We start from the raw sequence: 20,859 nt of genomic DNA, 5'->3' as shown, positions 1-20,859 counted from the left end.
CATTAGAAAAAAGGTTGAGGACGATCCCAAAAACCCGGTGTATGTGCGGACGATCCCGGGGCTGGGATATAAATTCGGAGGGGATGGAGATTGAAGAGCCTAAGAAAACAGCTGTCTCTTTCTATTTTGCTGACGCTTCTGGTCACTATTGGACTGATTGGCCTTCTTTCCAACTGGGTTATTAACCGGGAGTTTGAGAAGTATATCACGGAACTTGGGCGGGAGCGCAGGGAAAATATTGTAGATGATTTAAGCAGGCAGTACGATGGATTCAAAACGGAACTGGAAGCTTGACTACGTTCATGCCATCGGCATGAATGCCTTGTATGACGGGTATATCGTGAAACTGTACGACGCAGGAGGAAACATGGTATGGGATGCGGAAAACCATGACATGAGCCTATGCGGTCAGATTATGAATGAGATATCAGCGCGTATGGAAGAGAGGGGCACTGAGGGCGGCTTTGTGGACCACACCTTTGAAATTGATCAGAATGGGAAAAAGGTGGGAGCAGTCTCTATTAAGTATTACGGTCCGTTCTTTATGAATGAGGCTGATTTCAATTTTATCAATGTCATGAATACAGTCCTTCTTGTCATAGGAATCTTGTCCAGCGCCTGCTCAGTGGTGGTAGGGTGTCTCCTTGCCCGAAGAATATCCCGTCCAGTCACAAAAAACGGCTTATATTGCCAAACAAATATCTAAAGGCAACTATGACATCCGGTTCGAGCCAGGTACAAGGATACGGGAGCTTGATGATCTTGCAGACGCAATCAATCATCTCTCCGATGCCCTTAAAACACAGGAAGGACTGCGCAAACAGATGACTGCAGATGTGGCTCATGAACTGCGTACACCGCTGACTGCCTTGAGTTCCCATTTGGAAGCCATGATCGAAGGTTTATGGGATGCAACCCCTGAACGGCTGAAAAGCTGCCATGAGGAGGTAATGCGTCTTGGAACGCTGGTTGAGGATTTGGGGCAGCTGGCGAAGATAGAGAGTGAAAACCTGGTCTTAAATAAAACCCGGATCGATTTGCTGGAGATTGTACAAACGGTGTCAGATACGATGGAGGGAGAAATCAGCAAGAAGAACTTATCTCTTTCCATAGAGGGCAGTCCGGTCTTTGCTGAAGCGGATAAAAACAGATTCAGCCAGGTCGTGGCCAATCTGCTTTCCAATGCCGTCAAATACACGCCGGAGGGCGGAGCTATAGAGATTAAAGTATATGAAACGGACCGGTGGGGGATTGTTAAGGTAAAGGACACGGGAATTGGAATTCCTGAAGCGGAGTTGCCGTTAATCTTTGAGCGCTTTTACAGAACCGACAAATCCAGGAACCGGAAATTCGGAGGCGCCGGAATCGGTCTTGCTATTGTTAAGTCCATTGTCGCCGCCCATGATGGAACTGTGACGGCGGAGAGCGTAAAAGAGCAGGGCAGTTGTTTTACAGTAAGCATTCCAAAGGAAGGCAAATGAAACCAACGGTATGAGAGATTATATTGATAAGTTTTGGGCAGTTAGGGAAACGTTATTGATTTATTCATGTGATTTGGTTTATACTTGATAAAATAAGTATCAAATAACCAGAGGAGGAAATGAATATGTTCGAAAATATGGTTGCCGCATTGAAAGTTCAAAAAAGAAAAATCGTATTTACCGAAGGCACTGATCCAAGAATCCTGGAAGCAGCCAGCCGCCTTTACAATGAAGGTGTTCTTACGCCGGTCCTTCTTGGCAATCCTGGTAAAATAGACGCAGCTGGCAAAAGAATTTGGCTGGCCCGTCGATGGCATTGAAAAAATTGATCCACTTAATTATGAAGGATTAGAAGAAATGGTAGCCAAAATGGTAGAATTGAGAAAGGGTAAGATGGATGAAGCAGCCTGCCGGGCAGCACTTGAAAAATCCAATTATTTCGGAACCATGTTGGTCAAAATGAGAAAAGCAGACTGTTTGTTAGGCGGAGCAACCTATTCGACTGCTGATACGGTAAGACCGGCTTTGCAGCTGATTAAAGCCAGACCTGGCAGCAAAATTGTTTCCAGCTGCTTTATTCTATACCGGCAGACAGAAAGCGGCAGTGAAATGTATGCGATGGCTGATTGCGCCATTAATGTTGATCCCGATGAAAACGAGCTGGTAGAAATTGTATTGGAGACAGCCAGAACAGCCGGTACTTTCTCCATTAATCCCAATGTCGCACTGCTTTCCTACAGTACGCTTGGTTCCGGAAAAGGCGAATCCGTTGATAAAATGCACAATGCGGCTGAGAAATTGAAGGCAATGAATTTAGACTTTCCGGTAGATGGTGAGCTGCAGTTTGATGCCGCTTTTTCTCCCACAGTAGCGAAGGTAAAGGCCCCGGACTCTCATGTAGCCGGACATGCCAACACATTCATTTTCCCGGATATTGATGCCGGCAATATCGGCTATAAAATTGCGCAGCGCTTAGGAGGCTTTGAAGCTTTCGGCCCCATTCTGCAGGGTCTCAATGCTCCGATCAATGATCTCTCAAGAGGATGCAATGCTGATGAGGTTTATAAAATGTCAATTATAACAGCGGCTTTGCTATAAGCCTGCTTTAAAATGTAGAGATAACTTGAAGCGCCAAAAGCATCAGAATGGAGTCTTGTGATGCTTTTGGCGATTTTTAAGTTGTAAAAACATGAAAAACGGGAGATACCTACGACAATGCATATTGCCAGATACCGATGCGGCGGCACGAATAATCAACTCATAGCTCCAATACTATTATATAGATCATGATAAACATATCCGGACTGCAGGAAGCTTCAGCGGGGAATGAACAGGAGGGTCTTGCTTGTTAAAAAAAGTAATATATGCTTCTATTGGAATCGCTGCCATGGCCCTGGGAGTTATGGGAACGGTGGTACCTGGCCTGCCTGCCACACCGTTCTTCCTGCTGGCCTTGCTCTGTTTTACAAAAAGCTCTGAAAAGCTCAATTGCTGGTTCAGAGGCACAGGTCTGTATGCAAAATACGTGAAAGGGTATGAATATGACCGGTCAATGACAAGAAAGCAGAAGCTTATCATTCAGACTGCCGCAGGATTGATGATGTTTATCTCCTTTCTATTGATCGGAAATATGGCTGTACGTCTGCTTCTTATCGCAGCCTTTATTCTGCACAATTATGTTTTTATCTTTGTTATTAAAACGCGTCAGGCAGGCAGAACAGAAACGACTACAAAGGGATAGGTTGGTGACAAATATGAATTATAATGGAATTCTTATCGGTATCGGAACATTTCTTATCATCGGATTATTACATCCTGTTGTTATCAAGGCAGAATATTACTTTAGCAGCAGAATCTGGCCGCTTTTTCTGATAGGGGGAATCTTGTGTATCGGTTTCTCTCTTGCATGCGCTAAGGTAGTATTATCCGCACTTTTGGCAGTTTTGGGCTTCTCGCTTTTATGGAGTATAAAGGAGCTTAAAGAGCAGAAAGAGAGGGTGGAAAAGGGCTGGTTCCCCAGAAATCCTAAAAGAAAATGGTAATGTAAACAAAAAACGATCCATAAAGGATCGCTTTTTGAATTGTGAAGAAATGGCCGTCAGGTGCAAGAAAACATATCGATTCGGTTTAGTGATATTCCGGTATATGACCAACCAAATCTTCGGTCCCAACGGAATCCTGCGACGGTATTTGCCCAGATCTGAACTGGGAAAAACCAAAACTCTAATCCGTTGCTTAACCATACATAAGTAAAACGTCCAATGCAATTTCTCATGGAACCAGGATTGACAAATCTGACTCCAGGGCTTGGAGGGCCAGGCCTTCGGGGAACGCTGGATGGTGGAGGTCCCATAGGTACCGGACCGCCTCCTCCAGGTGGCCTTCCAGTAGGTGGAGATGGTGGCCTTCCAGTAGGTGGAGATGGCGGCCTGCCAGTAGGTGGAGATGGTGGCCTGCCAGTAGGTGGAGATGGAGGCCTGCCAGTAGGTGGAGATGGAGGCCTGCCGGTAGGTGGAGATGGAGGCCTGCCGGTAGGTGGAGATGGCGGCCTGCCAGTAGGTGGAGATGGCGGCCTGCCGGTAGGTGGAGATGGCGGCCTGCCGGTAGGTGGAGATGGCGGCCTGCCAGTAGGCGGGGATGGGGGTCTTTGGGGTCTATCAATAGGTGAGGTTGGCGATCTATCGGTAGGTGGGAATGGGGGCATGTTTTTACTTCCTTTCCGGATGTTGATATTAATATTATATGAGATATAGGAAAGGGAATTGCCATGAACCGGAAGGAAAATAAGGATTATGCCAAATTGGATATAGGTATAGACTGTTCTCATTCTAATACATGGTTCGATACTTATGAGGGCAGCCATAGTGATAAATTGTAAATACAGGCATTGTGCTGATTATCTCACTTTACGATTCCTCCATGAAAATAACACTCATAAACCTGTAAATTCTTATAGTATATTTCTTCGTATCCCTGATACCATTTGAAATCTCCGCATACCTTGCATTTATAAAGATAATCATGCTCTTGATAGAAGTCAGGACCGCGGAAGGGTTTATCCCGGGGTACCGCTAATAAGACCGCCTTTAAAAAGTCGCTGTTAAAATTACTGCTTATTACCCGACCGGAGTAATTCATTGCATAGATTGGAATGCTGTTTTTCCACACGGCTTCTTCTCCGGAAAAACACTCACCGCCGATATACGTGTCTAAATACAAGAAGACGCCTTCTTCATAACGTAAATCATGGGAGCTTGGCCTTGAAGAGGCACATTCTCTTCCTTTCGCAGCATAAGTATTACATTTTGCCTTAATAAGAAAATCAATTAATTCATTACTGTCGCAGGAATCTTCCTTGACGATAGAAGTAATGCAGGAATCATTATCTTTTACCAAATGGTCAATCGTAACTTTAAAAAATTCTGATATACTGATGAGATTGGAAATGTCAGGATATGCCTGGCCGCTTTCCCATTTTGTTATGGCTTGACGGGATACGGAAACTTTTTCAGCTAGTTCCTCCTGCGTTATGCCTTTGCTTTTTCTTAGTAGCTGTAATTTTTCCGGAAAAATCATAGAAATCCACCTCCGTGTTTTTTTCTATCTTACCATATTTGACTTGTACTTTTGTAGTCCCTGCTGGTTGCTTTTTTGCTACTTTTACTTGCTTATTGTAATTAATAAGTGCCGTTGGCATTTTTGTATGAGAGCGATATATGGATAGCTGGCAGTTTTAGGTGAAAAGTATTATACTCTGTTATCCAATATTGAATTTTTTAAGGATTATACCTATTCATGTTATGATTTACTTATCACGAATAAATAAGCTGAAATTTGATGTACATTCAGTAACAAATATTGATAGTTCGTATGTTAGATGGTAGTATATTCTTAAAACTTATTTGATTGATCATATGGGGGGGATTGTAATGAAACTTGAAAAGATGGAAGAATTTTTTGATAGTCGTTTAGATGGGTATGAGGATCACCAGCTTAATGCTATTGATTCTGCAAAAATATTTTATCCCTATACGGCATCCCAGCTGCCTATGGCCGAAGGCTGTAAAGTACTCGATTTGGGCTGTGGGACAGGGCTTGAATTGAACGAATATTTTATGCTTAATCCACTTGCTGCCATAACAGGAATCGATTTGGCAAATGGGATGTTAAAAGCACTTAAGGCCAAATTTCCAGACAAACAGCTTACGCTTATCAATGGTTCATATTTTGAGGTTCCTTTTGGTGAAAAAGTATTTGATGCTGCCGTTTCTGTGGAATCATTGCATCATTTCACTATGGAACAGAAAATCCTGCTTTATAAAAAGCTGCATGGTTCGTTGAGAGAGGGCGGATATTTTATTTTAACGGACTATATGGCTGAAAATGATGAGGAAGAAAAGAATAACTTTTTAGAGCTTTCCCGGTTGAAAAAAGAATTGGGAATATGTGACAGTGAGTTCTATCACTATGATACACCGCTTACACGAGCGCATGAAACAGAAGCGTTACTCTCCGGAGGATTTTCAAAAGTCGAACTACTGAATAAATGGCAAAGTACGAACATTTTGAAAGCATATAAATGATTGTTATTTCCTTACATGCAAGAGGTGAAAATTTTAGATTGGATGAAAAGTATTATGGGATTGAGATATATAAGAGCTGAAAAGAAAGATGTAGATTTATTAATCAATATTTATAATGCAGCATTCTATACTGATTATGTTAAGTATGGGGAATGTCCTGCTTATGGTAAAACAAGAGAAGAAATGGAAGCATCGATTGAAAAGTCTCAAAAACTAATTATTTACAGCGTAAACAATCCCATTGGAGCTATTTCAATTGCTGACAGAGGAGATGGAGAGTATTATTTGGGATGTCTTTGCATTATTCCTGAATATCAGGGCAAAGGAATTGGCACACACGCATTTCACCATATTCTGGACTTTTATTGCGATTGGAAAAAGATAACATTGGTAACCCCTGCGGATAAAGAGGAAAACATAAAGTTTTATACAGAAAAATGCGGTTTTATAGTAAGTAGTACAGAAATGGATGGAAATGTTCCGGTAGCACATTTTTTATTAAAACGATAAATCTTAGAGACACTTCAGAGGACTGCTAACTTAATACCATAAGCGGCAGTCCTCTGATAAATTCAAGTGTATCTTTTAAATCCTCATATTCTGCTTTTTCTATTTTTAATTGATACACCCCTTTACATATAGCAATCCTATAATTTACATATCATCATAAGTAGATCCCGATACGTACCATCCTTTAATTTTTCGGCATTTTCAATTGTCCCGCATATCTTAAATCCATGTTGTTTATATACATGGGCTGCTCTTTTATTGCATGCAACGACTTGAAGCTCGACCTGTTCATATCCTAGCTTTTTTGCATGATCGAGGCAGCATTTTGTTAACATATGACCGATTCCCAGATCCCAGTAATCTTTTAACACTGCAATTCCATAACCAGCTCTGTGCTTTGTTTTCATATTTTCCCTAATGCAATAAATAGTCCCATTAGCAACCAGCTTATTGTCTACAAATGCTGAGATTTCTAAGCCTTTTTTATCTTCCAGATATTTGAAGATATGAGAATCCTGTTCCTCCAGAGTGCTGTTAATTTCCTCAGGATATCTCCCCAAATAGTCGGTCTCACCAGCGCATTTCACTAAGTATTCAAGTAAATCTTTGGAGTCGGATATCTCAGGACTTCTTAAAACAACTTTTTTACCATTGTTAGATATGTATGTAGTTTCCTCTATTCTCATTATGATCCTCCGTGATATCCTTATTTATTTTAATTTTACTTAGATTTCTTATAGTAAATTTCATATTATCAAAAAAAGTATCACCAATCAATATAAATTTCCAATATACCGTGGTCCTATAAATCCTACAGTAGTTAAGCCTTTCTGGTGTTTGCAATCATACTGATTGATTTGACTATTTTTTTCAGTATTGTTATAATATTGACGAGCACAATTTTATTTGTGATCGAAAGGATTCCTATACGGATATAATATGTTTCGTTTAGGAAGTCCCCATTAAACCATTTGATTAATAGATGAAAGAGGATTGCAATGCAAACAAAGACCGCTGAAGTTGATTATCATTCTAATATGAAAAAGTTTCTTGAATTTACTGAGATACGTACCAAGATCACAAGTCTGATTCCGTTTCTTATGTCTCTGGCTTATCTGTTTTACCGCAGGCAGCCGGTAAATATGGAACGTACAGTTTTGTTTTTTTGTTCTATGTTTTTGTTCGACCTAACGACAACCGCGATTAATAACTATATTGACACCAAAACGAATGGTCAAAAGCTGCCTTTTTCACGGGGCATAGCAAAGCTTATTATTTATCTGCTGTTCGGCATAAGCGCTGCTTTGGGTCTTACACTGGCGTACCGCACGGATTTGGTCGTGCTGCTGTTGGGCGGACTGTGCTTTCTCTGCGGCGTGTTTTATACCTGGGGGCCGGTTCCAATTTCCCGTTTACCCTTGGGAGAGATTTTTTCAGGACTGTTTTATGGTCTGTTTATTCCCTTTTTGATGCTTTATATGAACATGCCGTCAGGAACGTTCCTGACCTTGGCAGTGGATTGGCATGCAATCCGGTTCGTTTTAAATATTGCGCCTGCGTTTTCTCTGCTTTTAGTTTCAGCAGGGCCAATCTGTGCGACTGCCAACATTATGCTGGCTAACAATATCTGCGATCTGGAAAAGGATATTACGGTAGGGCGTTATACGCTACCTTACTTTTTCGGCAAAAATGCATTGGGAGTTTTTGCCGGACTATATTATGTAACTTATTTGACATGGGCGGCGTCTGTTGCGCTGGGGATCTTATCCCCGATCTGTCTGCTGGCGTTAATCACCATTATTCCTGTGCATAAAAACATCTGCCGCTTCAGAGCGGAACATATCAAAGAAAAGACCTTTGTCCTTTCGGTACAGAATTATATTATCATTGTGGGTACTCAAACTCTGGTGATCTTTTTAAGTGGTTTATTTCTTTGATGGGAAACTTTATTGACCAGGACTTCATTGTAACGTTTGGTTTTCCATTATCATTATAGCTAGTTACCACAATAAGAGGGGAAGGTATTGTAAGAACGTACTCATTCCATGAAAATCCATATAACTCAGATTTGTTAATTTTACGGACACCGTTTGAATTCTTTTTTCATTTTTAAATCCCCCAATTTCCGATTTTTTTATTTAATAATATAAGAAAGTTATCCAGACATGAAAATATGCTTCCCTTATATAAACAGTTTTATAGTTAAGCTGTTTATATAAGGGAAGCATATCAATTACTGATTAATTAGTTATCTATGATTACCATTATTGATCTGAAGTTTATCTGCTTCATATAATGTTTATTTAATACGAAGTTGTTGTTTACTTTGTTCAGCAAACCAATCATCAACTGCTTGCTTACTAAAATAAAGCCGGTCGTTAATCTGTACATAAGGGAACTCTGGCCAAACTCCATTCAAAATATTATTTTGCAAATCGGAACGAAGTTTACTGTCTATTTTGTCATAGTTATCACCATAACCTTCGTTATCGTATTCATCATGAGACGGATATATACCCAAATATTGCTGCAAAACATCAATTTCCATAAGATCGGGATACGTATAGCTATTCGATGATATACTACCGTTAAAATTGCCCATCATAGGGCGGTCAGCCATAATGTTCGCAAAAACCAATGCAGCAATAATAAATCCGACTGCTATAATGATAGCACAAATCATCAGAGGAAAGCTATTTTTCCAATCCTTATTTTTGTCTGAAATCATCTAAACCTCCTAAGTATTGAATTTGGTTGTTAAATAAATTATATTCGCATTATTCTAACAAAAGAATATTATGGTTTCCTCGCAAGCTGTAAATCGATAGTATCATATATAGCGATTTGGCCGCCAAAATTATGAATCGTTTCTTCAATTTCTGAAAAGAACTTTTTTCTGGTATGCTCTTCAATAGCAATGTGGTCGGAATAAGTACCGAGTAGCGATATGTATTCACTTGCTGTAAAGGATCTTGTTCTATGATATAATTTATAACTTATATCAACAAAACCGTATTTCTGAGCCATATCCGCAAGTTTTTTAGCTTCATTCTCACTGTATTCATTGGCACTTACAGCACCAGGCATATATATAGAATATATCTTCTGAAGTGCCTCATGAATTTCTTCTCTGCCTTTATCTTTGTATGGATGATTTGCAAAACGAGCAAAGACACCGCCGCTTTTTAGCATATCAAAAACTTTTGTATACCCAATTTCTTCTGGTATCCAGTGAAATGCAGATGCAGAATAGATTAAATCATAAATATTTTTATCGTACACAAGGTATTCAAATTTTGCTGTTACGGTTGAAAAAGTCGAAAATTCCTTAAATTTCTGACGACATAATTTTGTGAAATTTTCACCATATTCCACAGCGGTTATCTTGCAGCCTGTTTTTAGAATCGGTAATGTTGCTTGCCCTCCACCGATTCCAACCTCCAAAACATTACTGGTTTTATCAATTGCAATATAATTAAAAATATCTTCGTATAGTTCTGGAACATAACCAGGGCGCATCTTTTCATATTTTTCGGCCTCAGTGTTAAAAGTCCATTCCAACCCTTTGATTACTGGCATAAATCATCCCCCACCCCTGCAGTTACATAAATAATCTTTATTATAATAGTACCATCGAACTTGCTAACGATCAATAATAAGTTCCCAATGTAAGGAAATTGACTAAATCCTAACGATCATTAAGTAAATTGTAAATATATCGTAATGCCAAAATATGGGATCTGCTGTTATACTATTCTTATAAAGATGAAGGAGGACAAAACATGAAGAAATATTTAAAGTTACTGTTAACCGGTATTAGCTCCTTAGCATTAGTCCTGTCGGCGAGTGCTTTTACAACACAAGCAGAGGAACAGACTTCATTGCCAAGCTCCATACGTATTTACGGAACAGTTACCCAGGTATCCGAAAACAGACTCCGTATGATAAGGAAAGACGGTGCCAGTGCAGACCAGGAAATCATTTTGAACCTTTCCTCTGAGTCGAAAATTTTAAACGCCGTCAGCGGAGATCCTGAAGCAGTTGAACAAATACAGGAAGGAGAATTTATTTATGCTGACATTAGTCCGGTTATGACTATGAGTCTGCCGCCTATGACAAATGCCTTTACAGTGCTTTGTAAAATCCCGGCTGATTATCAGGTTCCGGAATACATAACGGTAGCGTCTATGTCTATAAACTCAGATGGGAAGACGGGCACCCTTACCTCTGATACAGGGAAACAATACAGGATAACAGAGCAAAGTAACCTGTTTCCATATTTAACCCGTAACATTGTTACAGTCCATGACCTGACAAAAGGACGTAATTGCCTTGTCTGGTCAACGGATAATGCGATTTCAAAAATCATGGTATTCCCAAATTCCGTCACATCGGATATGCAGACCGGCTGGGTAAAAAAGGACGGCAACTGGTATTTTTATGATAACAATGGCCTATCATATACAGGCTGGCTGAAAGATAATGGTAACTGGTATTACTTGGATCCTGAGAGTGGAATTATGAGAACAGGATTCATCACCCTGGAAGGCAAAACATACTATCTTCAAAAAGATGGCCGCATGCTTACATCAGCCAAGACATTTATTCCCGATGAAAACGGCGTATTAAGATAACAGCAAATCCAAGCCGGGGGAAGGAGATAATGGCTTGATTGTCAAGCCATATAAAAACCATTGCAAAACCAATCTAAAACTAATTTCAAAACAAAAAATAGTTAAATAAAATAAGCATTAAGGTGAAAGAAGTCCCCTCACCTTAATGCTTTTTTTATTATAGATAACGAAAGCTAAAGCCGGCTATAAAATCGTTCGTATTCTGAACTACATGAAATTTTTAAAAAGATTATAATAAAAAGTGTAAAACGTTTTGCGATAATTGTTTAAGAGAGGAATACAGAAAAAACATGAGTATCAAAGGAAATTTTTTATGGGGCTCGGCAACCGCTGCTTATCAATGTGAAGGAGGTTGGGACGAAGATGGGAAAGGCTTAAATGAATGGGATGTCTTTAACCATGAAAGTTCTCTGAATATTAACAATGAAGATGGTGACGTTGCCAGTGATTTTTACCATAGGTTTAAAGAAGATATAGACCTGATGGCAGAAGGAAACCAAAATACTTATAGATTCTCAATCTCATGGGCCAGAATCATTCCGCGGGGAGTTGGCGAGGTCAATCCGAAAGGTATTGAATTTTATAACAATGTTATTAACTATTGTATGGAAAAAGGAATTACTCCTAATGTGACATTATTTCATTACGACCTCCCCAATGAGATGGCTAAAATCGGCGGATGGGAGAACCGAAAAGTTGTAGATGCTTTTAATCAATATGCAAAAGTGTGCTTTGAAAACTTTGGAGACCGGGTTAAGATTTGGTCTACGATCAATGAACCAAGATATTATGCGTACTGCAGCTATGTTGTAGGAAATTATCCGCCAAACTACAAGGCTGATTTCAGTCGCTTTTGGAACGTTCTTTATAACCTGATGCTGGGTAGTGCGAAAGCCGTTCAAAGCTATAAAGTGTTAGGTATGAAAGGAATCATTGGGATTGTTCATGACAATGGAAATGTTGAATTAGACCCTGACACGAAAGAAAAAGAATTAGTAAAATTAAGAGCTGATATTTTTTACAACCGTATGGTTTTAGATACCGCCGTATTTGGTAAAATTCCGGCTGAACTAAGCAAGGTGTTAGAGGATAATCATGTCGATGCTTCATTTATTTATGAAGAAGATATTCCTGCCTTTGAAAAAGGCAAGATCGATTATATTGGCTTAAATCTTTATAATCGTCAGTATATAACCGATTATTCTGAGGGTGAAACAGAAATTTTCCACAATAATAAGGGAAAAGGATCAAAATCCAAAGAAGGCATTCGTATAAAGGATCTGTTTGAAACATCATTTGACCCTGATGTTAAACGCAATCTTTGGGGTAGAGAAGTCTATCCAAAATGTATGTACAATGCCTTAAAGGAAATCAAGGCAAAATATGGAGATATTTTGGTTTATATCACGGAAAACGGATGCGGTCAATATGAAACTCCCGATGATAATGGCTATGTGAAAGATACTGAAAGAATAGAAATATGCAGTGAATTTATCGACTACATGTTACAGGCGAAAGAAGAAGGCGTCAATGTACAAGGGTATTATATGTGGTCTTCCATGGATCTCTATAGTTGGATTAATGGCTATGAAAAGCGGTATGGAATTGTCAGAGTTGATTTTAAAAACAACAACAGACGAATTCCAAAGGAAAGCTACTACTGGTATAAAGCGCTTATCGCAGCCAAAAGGGGCATCTAAAAAGGGTATTGAAGTATACAAATATGGTAACGGATAACGATTTGGCTGTTAACATGATTTAAAAATTTTGATATAGCTATATAATGATAAATTTTATTGAAGAATAATTATGGGTGGAGGAAAAATAAAATGAAATATGTTGAGATGTCAAAGCAAGTATTAGAACATGTCGGTGGTATAGAAAACTTAAATCATGTTGAGCACTGTGCAACCAGGCTTCGTTTACACTACAACAGCAAGAAACTTGTAAATGAAGAAGCATTAAAAGGAATTGAAAATGTCCTGGGCATTGTCAGCAAAGCCGGACAGGTCCAGATTATCATTGGGCCTAATGTGAATGAAGCATATAACGATTTCTTAGATGTGTCAGGCTGGAAAGAAGGCATAACCAGCGAAACAGTTTCCCTGGAAGAACCGGAAGAAAAAAAGGCGATGTACTATGTTAATAAATTTGGTAACTTCATGGCCGCAGTTTTTATGCCGATTGTTCCTGCGCTGATTACAGGCGGAATGATTCTGGCATTTAAAAACTTACTGGTTAACTACTTTGGTGTTGCCATGGATTCTGGTACTGCGGTTATTTTAACTTCGATTTTCAGTGCTGCGTTTACCTTTTTGCCGGTTTACATTGGATTTACAATGGCGAAACGTTTAAAAATGGAACCAATCATGGGCGCATTTTTAGGCGGCCTTTTAGTTAGTTCAAATATTAGCGGGGCAGCAGGATTAAGCTTCTTGGGAATTGGTATTCCGGTGGTAGAATATACAGGCAGTGTATTGCCGATTATGCTAGGCATTGGATTTATGTATTTTGTGGACAAGTTATTCCAGAAGTATATTCCTGAAACCGTGAGATACTTTTTGAAACCATTATGTACAATGATCGTTGTTGTCCCTGTCACTTTAATTATTTTAGGGCCGATAGGAACTGTTTTAAGTACTTATGTAGGTGTTGGAATTACAAACTTAATGAGTGCAATTGGCGGAATAGCCATGCCGATCTTTGCGGTGGTTTACCCTTACATGGTCATGCTGGGATTAGACAAAGCCATTATGCCGATTGGATTTAACAGCGTTGCGACGATTGGATATGATCCGGCGATTATGGTTATGGGATATATCTCGAACCTGTGTATTGGTGGGAGTGCGTTGGCAGTAGCTACAACCATTCGAAACGATAAAAGCAAAAAAGGTATGATTACATCTTTTGGTATCACTGCACTTTGCGGAGTTACGGAACCGGCATTTTATGGATCATTAATCATGAGGCCAAGAGTTTTGATTGGTACTGCAATCGGAGCGGCAAGCGCTGGTTTAGTTGCTGGTATCTTTGGATTAAAGAGCTATGTTATGGGAGGATGCCCAGGATTATTAACAGCTTTGTTCTTTGTTGAGAAAGATGGCGGCTTGGGGAATTTCTTTTTGGCCGCAATCGTATCAGTAGTGGCAGTTGCAGTATCTTTTGTATCATGCAAGATTATTCTTTCAAAAACAGAGTAATAAAATATAATAAAATAATTTTTAAATAAGGGTGTCTTAATCTATTTTGTAAGAATATTATAAAAATTACTCCTGTGAATAATATTCATAGGGGTGATTTTTTATAGTGAGAGGCACACTTCTAACCATATTCAGGAGGAAGAATGTAATGAAAGTATTGATAGCCCAATTTGTTATTGAATCCAATGCAAACATTCCGTATAAAAGTAGATTGGAAAATTTTAATCTTTTATTTGGAGAAGATTGCATTCGGGAAATGAAATGTGAAGATGTATTTGGGAGAGAAGGAGTTGAAATCATCCCTTCCATTTATGCCAATGCAGCAGCCGGCGGTGTATTAGAGAAAGATGCCTTTGATTTCATTGAAAATAGAATTTTGGAAGATGTCAAAAAGCACATTCATGAAATTGATGGAATCTACCTTCACCTGCATGGAGCAAGTGAAGTGGAAGATTTAGAGGGCGGATCAGGTGATCACCATATTGTGAAGGAGATCCGCAAATTAGTCGGGCCTTATTTACCGGTTGCAGTGGTTTGTGATCCTCATGGCAACTTATCGAAGGAATATGTTGAAAGCACAACACTGATTCGCAGTTACCGGAATTCACCCCATACAGATATAAAGGAAACGATTACGTTTGTTTGTGAAAAGATGGCAGCACTGTTGAAGACCCGTCAAAATATTACACCGGTATACCGTAAATTACCCATGATTTTAGGAGGGGAACAAAGTGTTTCTGCGGATGAACCAGTTAAAACCATCAATCAATATTTAGAAGAATTAGAAGAAGATAAAAGAATTTTAAGCTGTTCCTGGCATGTAGGATATATCCGCCATGACTGTGATGTTGCAGGATGCGGTATTGTTGTTATCCCCGCAACAGAAACCGACCAGGAATATGCAAATCATATTGCTGATAAATTAGCCAAGTATGTATGGGATAAACGGCATGAATTTCATTATACCGGACTGACTGCACCGCCGGAAGAAGCAATGAAAATGGCGGTAGAATTTAAAGGTAAGCCCGTATTCATCACTGATTCCGGGGATAATGTAACCTCTGGAGCCGTGGGATGCAATACAGTTCTATTGCGCCAGGTGCTGGCACTTGTCAATACCAGTAACAAGAAGTTTTTGTTTGCCGGCATAAATGATGCAGAGGCTTTAACAAAATTAGCCGGTTTGGAAGAAGAGGAGAAAGTATCAATTTCTTTAGGAATGAATTTGGATGAGTTATCCGCAAAAGTAGATTTAGACGTTGAGGTCAAAGCTAAAGGGTATTTGGCCGGATACTCTTATGTAGGAGAAGGGAATTTTGGCGATTGTATTACCATTGGTGTCAAAGATAAACCAATTGATATTATAGTTTCAGGAAATAATCATCCTTTTGTGGAAATACACCAGTTTCATACGGCTGGTGTAAACTATGAAGACTATGATATTATTATTGTTAAACAGGGATATATTTTCCCGGAATTAAAAGAAGAAGGCAAATTAACTGTTATGTCATTAACACAGGGAGCAACGCTGCAGGATACTTCAAAGCTGCTATTCAAACGCATTATGCGTCCAATGTTTCCGATTGATGACATTTAAAGAAGGAGAATATATAATGATACAGCTAAAAGAAATAAAAGCGCCGGAATTAGAGCAGGATCTTGTACCAGTTGCATTAAGTGATGAAACAATGGAAGAAAGAAAAGAAAAGTTGTTGGCAAAGATGAAAGAAAAAGGTTATGATACTGTTGTTATCTATGCCGATTTGGAACACGGAAGTAATTTTGAATACATATGCGGTTTCCTGCCACGTTTTGAAGAGGCCTTATTAGTGCTTCATTCCTGTGGTAAGGCGTATATGGTATTAGGAAATGAGAATTTGAACAAAGCAGCAAAATCAAGAATTGAAGTGACGGCTGTGCACATGCCGTATTTTTCCCTTCCAAACCAGCCGATGGAGACAGAGAAAAGTGTGGCTGAAATTTTCATGCAGTGCGGATTGGAAAAAGCAAAAAATATTGGTTTTGTTGGTTGGAAGAATTTTACCGGCAAAACCGAGGATAATACTGCATTATATGATATTCCTTACTTTATCGTACAAGCAATCATGAGCAACTGCAGGGAAGCCAGATTTTCTAATGCTGCGGGCTTATTCATTGGTGATGGAGGCGTACGTACCACAAACAATGCCAATGAACTAGCACATTATGAATTCGGGGCTGCACTTGCAGGAAATTGTATATTAGAAGCAATGGAAGCGTTTGATGAAGGAAAAACAGAAATGCAGATTGCAGAAAAATTAGCTGCATTTGGACAGCCTCATAATGTTGTAACAATCATGGCGGCTGGGGAGCGTTTTGTAAAAGCCAATATATACCCAACCAATAAAGTAATTAAAAAAGGAGACCGTATTTCAATTACAACGGGATTCAAGGGTGGATTGCAAAGCCGCGGCGGATATGCGGTATTTTGCGAAGAGGAGTTGCCGGAAGGTGAAAAAGACTACTTGAAGAAGGTAGCAATTCCCTACTACACTGCGGTAAAGACTTGGTTAGAAACGATTAAGATTGGTATGGACGGAAATGAATTATATGATAAGATAGAGGAAGTGCTGCCAAAAGCCCAGTATGGATGGTCATTAAACCCCGGTCACCTATGTGCCGATGAAGAATGGCTTGCTTCTCCGGTATACAAAGGTTCTGAGGAACGAATAAAGAGTGGAATGCTGTTCCAGATTGATATCATTCCATCCGTTCCCGGTTATGGCGGAATCAGCTGTGAGAGCGGAGTTATGCTGGCTGACAAGGCATTACGGGAAGCAATAAAAAAAGAATATCCGGAAGTGTGGAATCGAATCCAGAAACGCAGGGCTTATATCATGGAAGAATTGGCAATCAAACTTCCGGAAGAAGTCATTCCAACAAGTAATGCGACTGCTTACTGCCGCCCATTCTTACTCAATAAGAGAGCGGCATTCACAGGTTCCAAATGAGAATTCTGATCGTTGTTCCAATGTCTGTTTTGAGCACTTTTATCTGCATACCCGTCCGGTTATAAACAGCTTATAATAGAAGAGGAATCATGCATTAATAAGCTCAATGGAGGAATGTAATGTGGAAATCAATAACTTAGGTCTCTTAAACTCTTTATCATTAATAGTTAACGCAGGAAAATCAGATAATATTGAATATGTATTAGCACAGTACATTTTAAAGAATCTATATAGAATTTCCAGTGTTAGTATTTCAGAAATCACAGAGGAATGCTTTACATCCATATCAGCCATCAGAAGATTCTGCGAACAACTGGGATACGATAATTTCAGCAAATTAAAAAGTTCAGTGACTAAATTAGTATTTCCAAGTAATTTAAGATATAGGGATATTGAAGAATATTACAATTATCAAAGCCATATAAAAAACCTTATTAATGACATGATTATAGATATCGATGAGCATTTTAATTTTGAAAAGATAAGTTTTTTATGTCAGCTGCTTCATAGAGATGTTAATATCGTATTCTTATGTGCAAACAATACCAGCGGAACAATCGCAAAGTTTCAGCAGGAATTAATGTTTGCATCTAAGGTCACTCATGTTATTTCAAATTCATTTACTAAGAACAATGTTTTAAAATCTTTCAATGCTGAGGATATCATAATTACTGTATCAGCATCTGGAAAGTTTGCAGAGCTGTCATTTGAATTTGTTAAAAGTTTAAAAGGCCATAAATTTTTAATAACAGGAAACAGGGATCAAAGTTTAAAAAGTGCTTATGAAGATGTTTTTTATATAAGTAAGAATAGTATCTCAAATGACTACCTTAGTATTTATGGGAAATATGGCATTACCTATATACTTGATTTATTATCCATGCAATATATATTTTTATATTCTTAGATGATTTAAAATTCAGCTTCCTTATAACTGATATCTGAGCAAATTCAGTTATAAGGAAGCTTCTAAAAATTTTGTATTTCAAACAACCTTGACTTATGAATCATCATATGGCGTCAGCGTAAGCGGCGTCTTTTTTTGTGGTTTGCCCGCCATATACCTATCCATTCAAAAAAAGTGAAGCAAATTGGATTTGTAGATGATTTCAATGGAATGCTATACTTATCACATAAAGGAGGAAACCATGGAAAACCGACTTTTAGAAATATTCCGCCTTGTCTGCCAGAGCAACCGTGAGTTTACCGTGCGGGAGCTGGCACAGCAGTTTTCTGTAAGCAGCAGAACGATTTACAGTGATATAAAAAAATTAAATGAATTACTGGAGGCTTCCGGATACTCTGAAATCAATGCAGATAAGGGGAAGATGTTTTATACGGAACCGCTGATGATAGAGTTTGAGAGTCTGATCCACTCTACCCCGGCTTTTGTTCTGTCGAATTTAAGAATCCGGCGACTGCGGATCACCACGTCCATACTCTTGTCCGGGGATCAGTTCACGGTGGATGACTTGTTGAAGGAACTTGATATTTCAAGAAATACCCTCATCGGTGATTTAAAGGAAGTAAGGGAAATGCTCAGCTTTCATTCCATCGCAGTAGAGGCCACACCCTTTAAAGGGTACCGGATTTCCGGTAAAGAGCAAAACATCAGGAATCTTCTGATTCTTTCCATCAGTGAGGATCCGCTGTTTTTTGAGGACAGGGCAGGAAAGGAAGATATGCAGATCCTGTATTCCTGTGAAGCCTTTCTTGATGATGTAGCAAGACGGCTTAATGTAGAACTAAGCGATGTATCATTTAACCGTATGCTGATCGCCTTTTATGTCACTTATGCAAGGATCTCCATCGGAAAAGCGTTCACCGGAGGACCAAAGGATGTTTTAACGAGAGAAGAAAAGGCATTTGTGGAACGGCATGAAGAAATTGAAGCGATATTCGGCAGGGAAGTATCGATTGATGACTGCTTTTATCTGGCCAATAAACTGGCAGAAGCATCTGTTGTCAAATCCGAGGAGCTGTTATCTGAAAAATGGCTGCCCTTTAATCTGGTAACGAACCAGTTTATCGATGCAGTGGCACAGGAATACTCCTTTGAAGCTTTTCGAACCGATTCCAAGCTTTATGAGGGACTGCTCAACCATCTGCGTCCTGCCTATAAGCGGGCTTTGGCTGGGGAATGGGCTGAAAATCCATTATTGAGCTATGTTTTGGAAAATTTCTACCAGCTTAATAAAGCAGTGGAAAAGAGTGTAAAGGTACTTGAAGAAGAGCTTAAAGTGCATTTTAATGAGCACGAGATATCATATTTCACATTGTTTTTTGCTTCCGTAATAGAAAGAAATGAAAAACAGATCCGCAGGACGCCCAATGTCATCATTGTCTGCAACGCAGGAATCAGCACTTCTGAGATATTAAAAAGCAGGCTGCAGGCAATCTTCCATGTGAATATATTGGGGACATTCAGTGTGAGAAATGCGGCACTGTGGCTGAAGGAACATACTCCGGACCTGATCATATCCACGGTACCTTTTAAGTGGAAGGACACAAAGGTACTGAAAGTAAGCCCTTATTTATCGGATTATGACATAAAGGAAATACAGAGCCAATTGTCATTTTTAACTGCCAGGATCCATATGGCCGAGGTGATGAACATTATTGGCAAATATGTGGAAATCGAGGATCATAAGCTGGCGCCTTTAAAAAATGAATTGAGTATATATTTGGGAATTACAGAAAATTCAGAACCAAAGAAAGGAATTTATCAACCGATGTTAAAAGAAATTTTGACCACAGAATTAATAAAAGCAAAATTTGAGGCCGCCAGTCGGGATGAAGCCGTTAAGGAAAGCGGCAGGCTCCTTGTAGATAAGGGGCTGGCAGATGAGTCTTACATCCAGGCAATGCTAAAAAATGTTGAGGTGAACGGAACCTATATCGTAATCTCACCGGGAATCGCCATGCCGCACGCAAGACCTGAGGAAGGCGCCCTGGATATCGGCCTTAGTATTGTAACGCTAAAAGAACCCGTTGTATTCGGACATCCGAAAAACGACCCGGTTAAAATCGTGGTGGGCCTTTGTGCCATTGACCACCAATCACATTTAAAAGCACTTACCGAGCTTGCGGACATTTTAATGGACGAAAAAAAGGTATATGAAATAACCAATGCAAATTCCGCAGAGGAAATATTACAGATTATAAAGGGGGATTCACAATGTTAAAAATAGTTACAGTATGTGGTGCAGGAGTAGGAAGCTCCATGATGCTTCGCCTGTTTACCCAACAGATTCTTGATGCAGAAAAGATTGAAGCAACCGTAGATGCTTCAGATATCGGTTCCGTCAGCCCGGATTCCTATGATATTTTAATTACAACTTCAGATTTTGCCGATGTTTTAAGAGATTCTAAGGCGCACATTATCCGGATCGACAATATGATGGATAAGCAGTATTTAAAAGAGCAGCTTCTTGAAGCAATAAACAAGAGATAACCGGAAG

The 20,859-nt window shown here is 39.3% G+C and carries 21 protein-coding genes and 1 pseudogene; 18 read left to right on the top strand and 4 right to left on the bottom strand.

The genetic code is table 11. The annotated features are described in order from the left end of the window. The first annotated feature begins 90 nt into the window (after nucleotides 1-90). From BMW45_RS28680 to BMW45_RS27335, 7 genes and pseudogenes are all read left to right on the top strand, one after another. Nucleotides 91-294, top strand: a complete 204-nt coding sequence (locus BMW45_RS28680) for a hypothetical protein (RefSeq protein WP_242883273.1) — start codon at nucleotides 91-93, stop codon at nucleotides 292-294. Further along, entirely contained in the window at nucleotides 266-706 is a 441-nt protein-coding gene (locus tag BMW45_RS28675) for a hypothetical protein (protein WP_242883271.1), read from the top strand. Before BMW45_RS28680 ends, BMW45_RS28675 begins: the two co-directional genes overlap by 29 nt. Beyond that, nucleotides 645-1,481: a HAMP domain-containing sensor histidine kinase gene (locus tag BMW45_RS28670; RefSeq protein ID WP_242883269.1), complete on the top strand. Its 837-nt coding sequence runs from the start codon at nucleotides 645-647 to the stop codon at nucleotides 1,479-1,481. Before BMW45_RS28675 ends, BMW45_RS28670 begins: the two co-directional genes overlap by 62 nt. A gap of 125 nt (nucleotides 1,482-1,606) precedes the next feature. Next, nucleotides 1,607-2,579 (top strand): annotated as a pseudogene (gene pta, locus BMW45_RS27350) (phosphate acetyltransferase). Nucleotides 2,580-2,826: 247 nt separating this feature from the next. Next, nucleotides 2,827-3,222, top strand: a complete 396-nt coding sequence (locus tag BMW45_RS27345) for a YbaN family protein (protein ID WP_092246017.1) — start codon at nucleotides 2,827-2,829, stop codon at nucleotides 3,220-3,222. A gap of 13 nt (nucleotides 3,223-3,235) precedes the next feature. Then, nucleotides 3,236-3,523: a DUF4491 family protein gene (locus tag BMW45_RS27340; protein ID WP_092246020.1), complete on the top strand. Its 288-nt coding sequence runs from the start codon at nucleotides 3,236-3,238 to the stop codon at nucleotides 3,521-3,523. A gap of 231 nt (nucleotides 3,524-3,754) precedes the next feature. Further along, nucleotides 3,755-4,234, top strand: coding sequence for a hypothetical protein (locus BMW45_RS27335; protein ID WP_143057054.1), 480 nt, complete (start codon nucleotides 3,755-3,757; stop codon nucleotides 4,232-4,234). A 148-nt stretch (nucleotides 4,235-4,382) separates the two neighbouring features. Here the strand turns inward: BMW45_RS27335 and BMW45_RS27330 are convergent, their stop codons facing one another. Continuing rightward, nucleotides 4,383-5,057: a DUF5680 domain-containing protein gene (locus BMW45_RS27330; protein WP_092246026.1), complete on the bottom strand. Its 675-nt coding sequence runs from the start codon at nucleotides 5,055-5,057 to the stop codon at nucleotides 4,383-4,385. A 353-nt stretch (nucleotides 5,058-5,410) separates the two neighbouring features. Here BMW45_RS27330 and BMW45_RS27325 point away from each other — a divergent pair, with 353 nt between their 5' ends. Together BMW45_RS27325 and BMW45_RS27320 are read left to right on the top strand one after the other, a co-directional pair. Beyond that, nucleotides 5,411-6,064 carry a class I SAM-dependent methyltransferase gene (locus BMW45_RS27325; RefSeq protein ID WP_207649080.1) on the top strand — a complete coding sequence of 218 codons (654 nt, stop codon included), beginning with the start codon at nucleotides 5,411-5,413 and terminating at the stop codon, nucleotides 6,062-6,064. A gap of 54 nt (nucleotides 6,065-6,118) precedes the next feature. Beyond that, the gene (locus BMW45_RS27320) at nucleotides 6,119-6,574 is read left to right on the top strand and encodes a GNAT family N-acetyltransferase (RefSeq protein ID WP_092251210.1); all 456 of its coding nucleotides are present in this window, start codon (nucleotides 6,119-6,121) and stop codon (nucleotides 6,572-6,574) included. Between the two features lie 137 nt (nucleotides 6,575-6,711). Here BMW45_RS27320 and BMW45_RS27315 read toward each other — a convergent pair whose 3' ends face one another. Beyond that, nucleotides 6,712-7,260: a GNAT family N-acetyltransferase gene (locus BMW45_RS27315; RefSeq protein WP_092251096.1), complete on the bottom strand. Its 549-nt coding sequence runs from the start codon at nucleotides 7,258-7,260 to the stop codon at nucleotides 6,712-6,714. Between the two features lie 312 nt (nucleotides 7,261-7,572). On the opposite strand from BMW45_RS27315, the gene BMW45_RS27310 reads away from it, so the two are divergent. Next, complete coding sequence (locus tag BMW45_RS27310; protein WP_092251095.1) at nucleotides 7,573-8,511, top strand: UbiA family prenyltransferase; 939 nt, start codon at nucleotides 7,573-7,575, stop codon at nucleotides 8,509-8,511. 362 nt (nucleotides 8,512-8,873) lie between these two features. Here BMW45_RS27310 and BMW45_RS27305 read toward each other — a convergent pair whose 3' ends face one another. Together BMW45_RS27305 and BMW45_RS27300 are read right to left on the bottom strand one after the other, a co-directional pair. Continuing rightward, on the bottom strand, nucleotides 8,874-9,302 hold the full coding sequence (locus BMW45_RS27305; RefSeq protein ID WP_092251094.1) for a hypothetical protein: 429 nt from the start codon (nucleotides 9,300-9,302) through the stop codon (nucleotides 8,874-8,876). Between the two features lie 68 nt (nucleotides 9,303-9,370). Further along, the gene (locus tag BMW45_RS27300) at nucleotides 9,371-10,153 is read right to left on the bottom strand and encodes a class I SAM-dependent methyltransferase (protein WP_092251093.1); all 783 of its coding nucleotides are present in this window, start codon (nucleotides 10,151-10,153) and stop codon (nucleotides 9,371-9,373) included. A gap of 203 nt (nucleotides 10,154-10,356) precedes the next feature. Here BMW45_RS27300 and BMW45_RS28665 point away from each other — a divergent pair, with 203 nt between their 5' ends. From BMW45_RS28665 to BMW45_RS27260, 8 genes are all read left to right on the top strand, one after another. Further along, a complete protein-coding gene (locus tag BMW45_RS28665) occupies nucleotides 10,357-11,208 on the top strand; it encodes an N-acetylmuramoyl-L-alanine amidase family protein (protein WP_092251092.1) in 852 nt (283 codons plus the stop codon). A gap of 290 nt (nucleotides 11,209-11,498) precedes the next feature. Next, a complete protein-coding gene (locus BMW45_RS27290) occupies nucleotides 11,499-12,908 on the top strand; it encodes a glycoside hydrolase family 1 protein (RefSeq protein WP_092251091.1) in 1,410 nt (469 codons plus the stop codon). Nucleotides 12,909-13,037: 129 nt separating this feature from the next. Then, complete coding sequence (locus BMW45_RS27285; RefSeq protein ID WP_092251090.1) at nucleotides 13,038-14,408, top strand: PTS transporter subunit EIIC; 1,371 nt, start codon at nucleotides 13,038-13,040, stop codon at nucleotides 14,406-14,408. 148 nt (nucleotides 14,409-14,556) lie between these two features. Beyond that, nucleotides 14,557-16,005, top strand: a complete 1,449-nt coding sequence (locus tag BMW45_RS27280; protein ID WP_092251089.1) for a M81 family metallopeptidase — start codon at nucleotides 14,557-14,559, stop codon at nucleotides 16,003-16,005. Nucleotides 16,006-16,021: 16 nt separating this feature from the next. Then, nucleotides 16,022-17,398, top strand: coding sequence for a M24 family metallopeptidase (locus BMW45_RS27275; RefSeq protein WP_092251088.1), 1,377 nt, complete (start codon nucleotides 16,022-16,024; stop codon nucleotides 17,396-17,398). 121 nt (nucleotides 17,399-17,519) lie between these two features. Beyond that, nucleotides 17,520-18,305 (top strand): MurR/RpiR family transcriptional regulator, encoded by a 786-nt coding sequence (locus BMW45_RS27270; RefSeq protein ID WP_092251209.1) that lies wholly within the window; start codon nucleotides 17,520-17,522, stop codon nucleotides 18,303-18,305. A 241-nt stretch (nucleotides 18,306-18,546) separates the two neighbouring features. Next, on the top strand, nucleotides 18,547-20,583 hold the full coding sequence (locus tag BMW45_RS27265; protein WP_166433486.1) for a BglG family transcription antiterminator: 2,037 nt from the start codon (nucleotides 18,547-18,549) through the stop codon (nucleotides 20,581-20,583). After that, complete coding sequence (locus BMW45_RS27260; protein ID WP_025233773.1) at nucleotides 20,577-20,852, top strand: PTS sugar transporter subunit IIB; 276 nt, start codon at nucleotides 20,577-20,579, stop codon at nucleotides 20,850-20,852. The genes BMW45_RS27265 and BMW45_RS27260 overlap by 7 nt, the downstream gene beginning before the upstream one ends. Nucleotides 20,853-20,859 lie beyond the last annotated feature (7 nt).

The organism is Lacrimispora sphenoides (genome assembly GCF_900105215.1).
Classification (GTDB): Bacteria; Bacillota; Clostridia; order Lachnospirales; family Lachnospiraceae; genus Lacrimispora; species Lacrimispora sphenoides_A.
The sequence above is the reverse complement of the archived record's forward strand: the minus strand, read 5'-3'. Positions and strand labels throughout refer to the sequence as shown.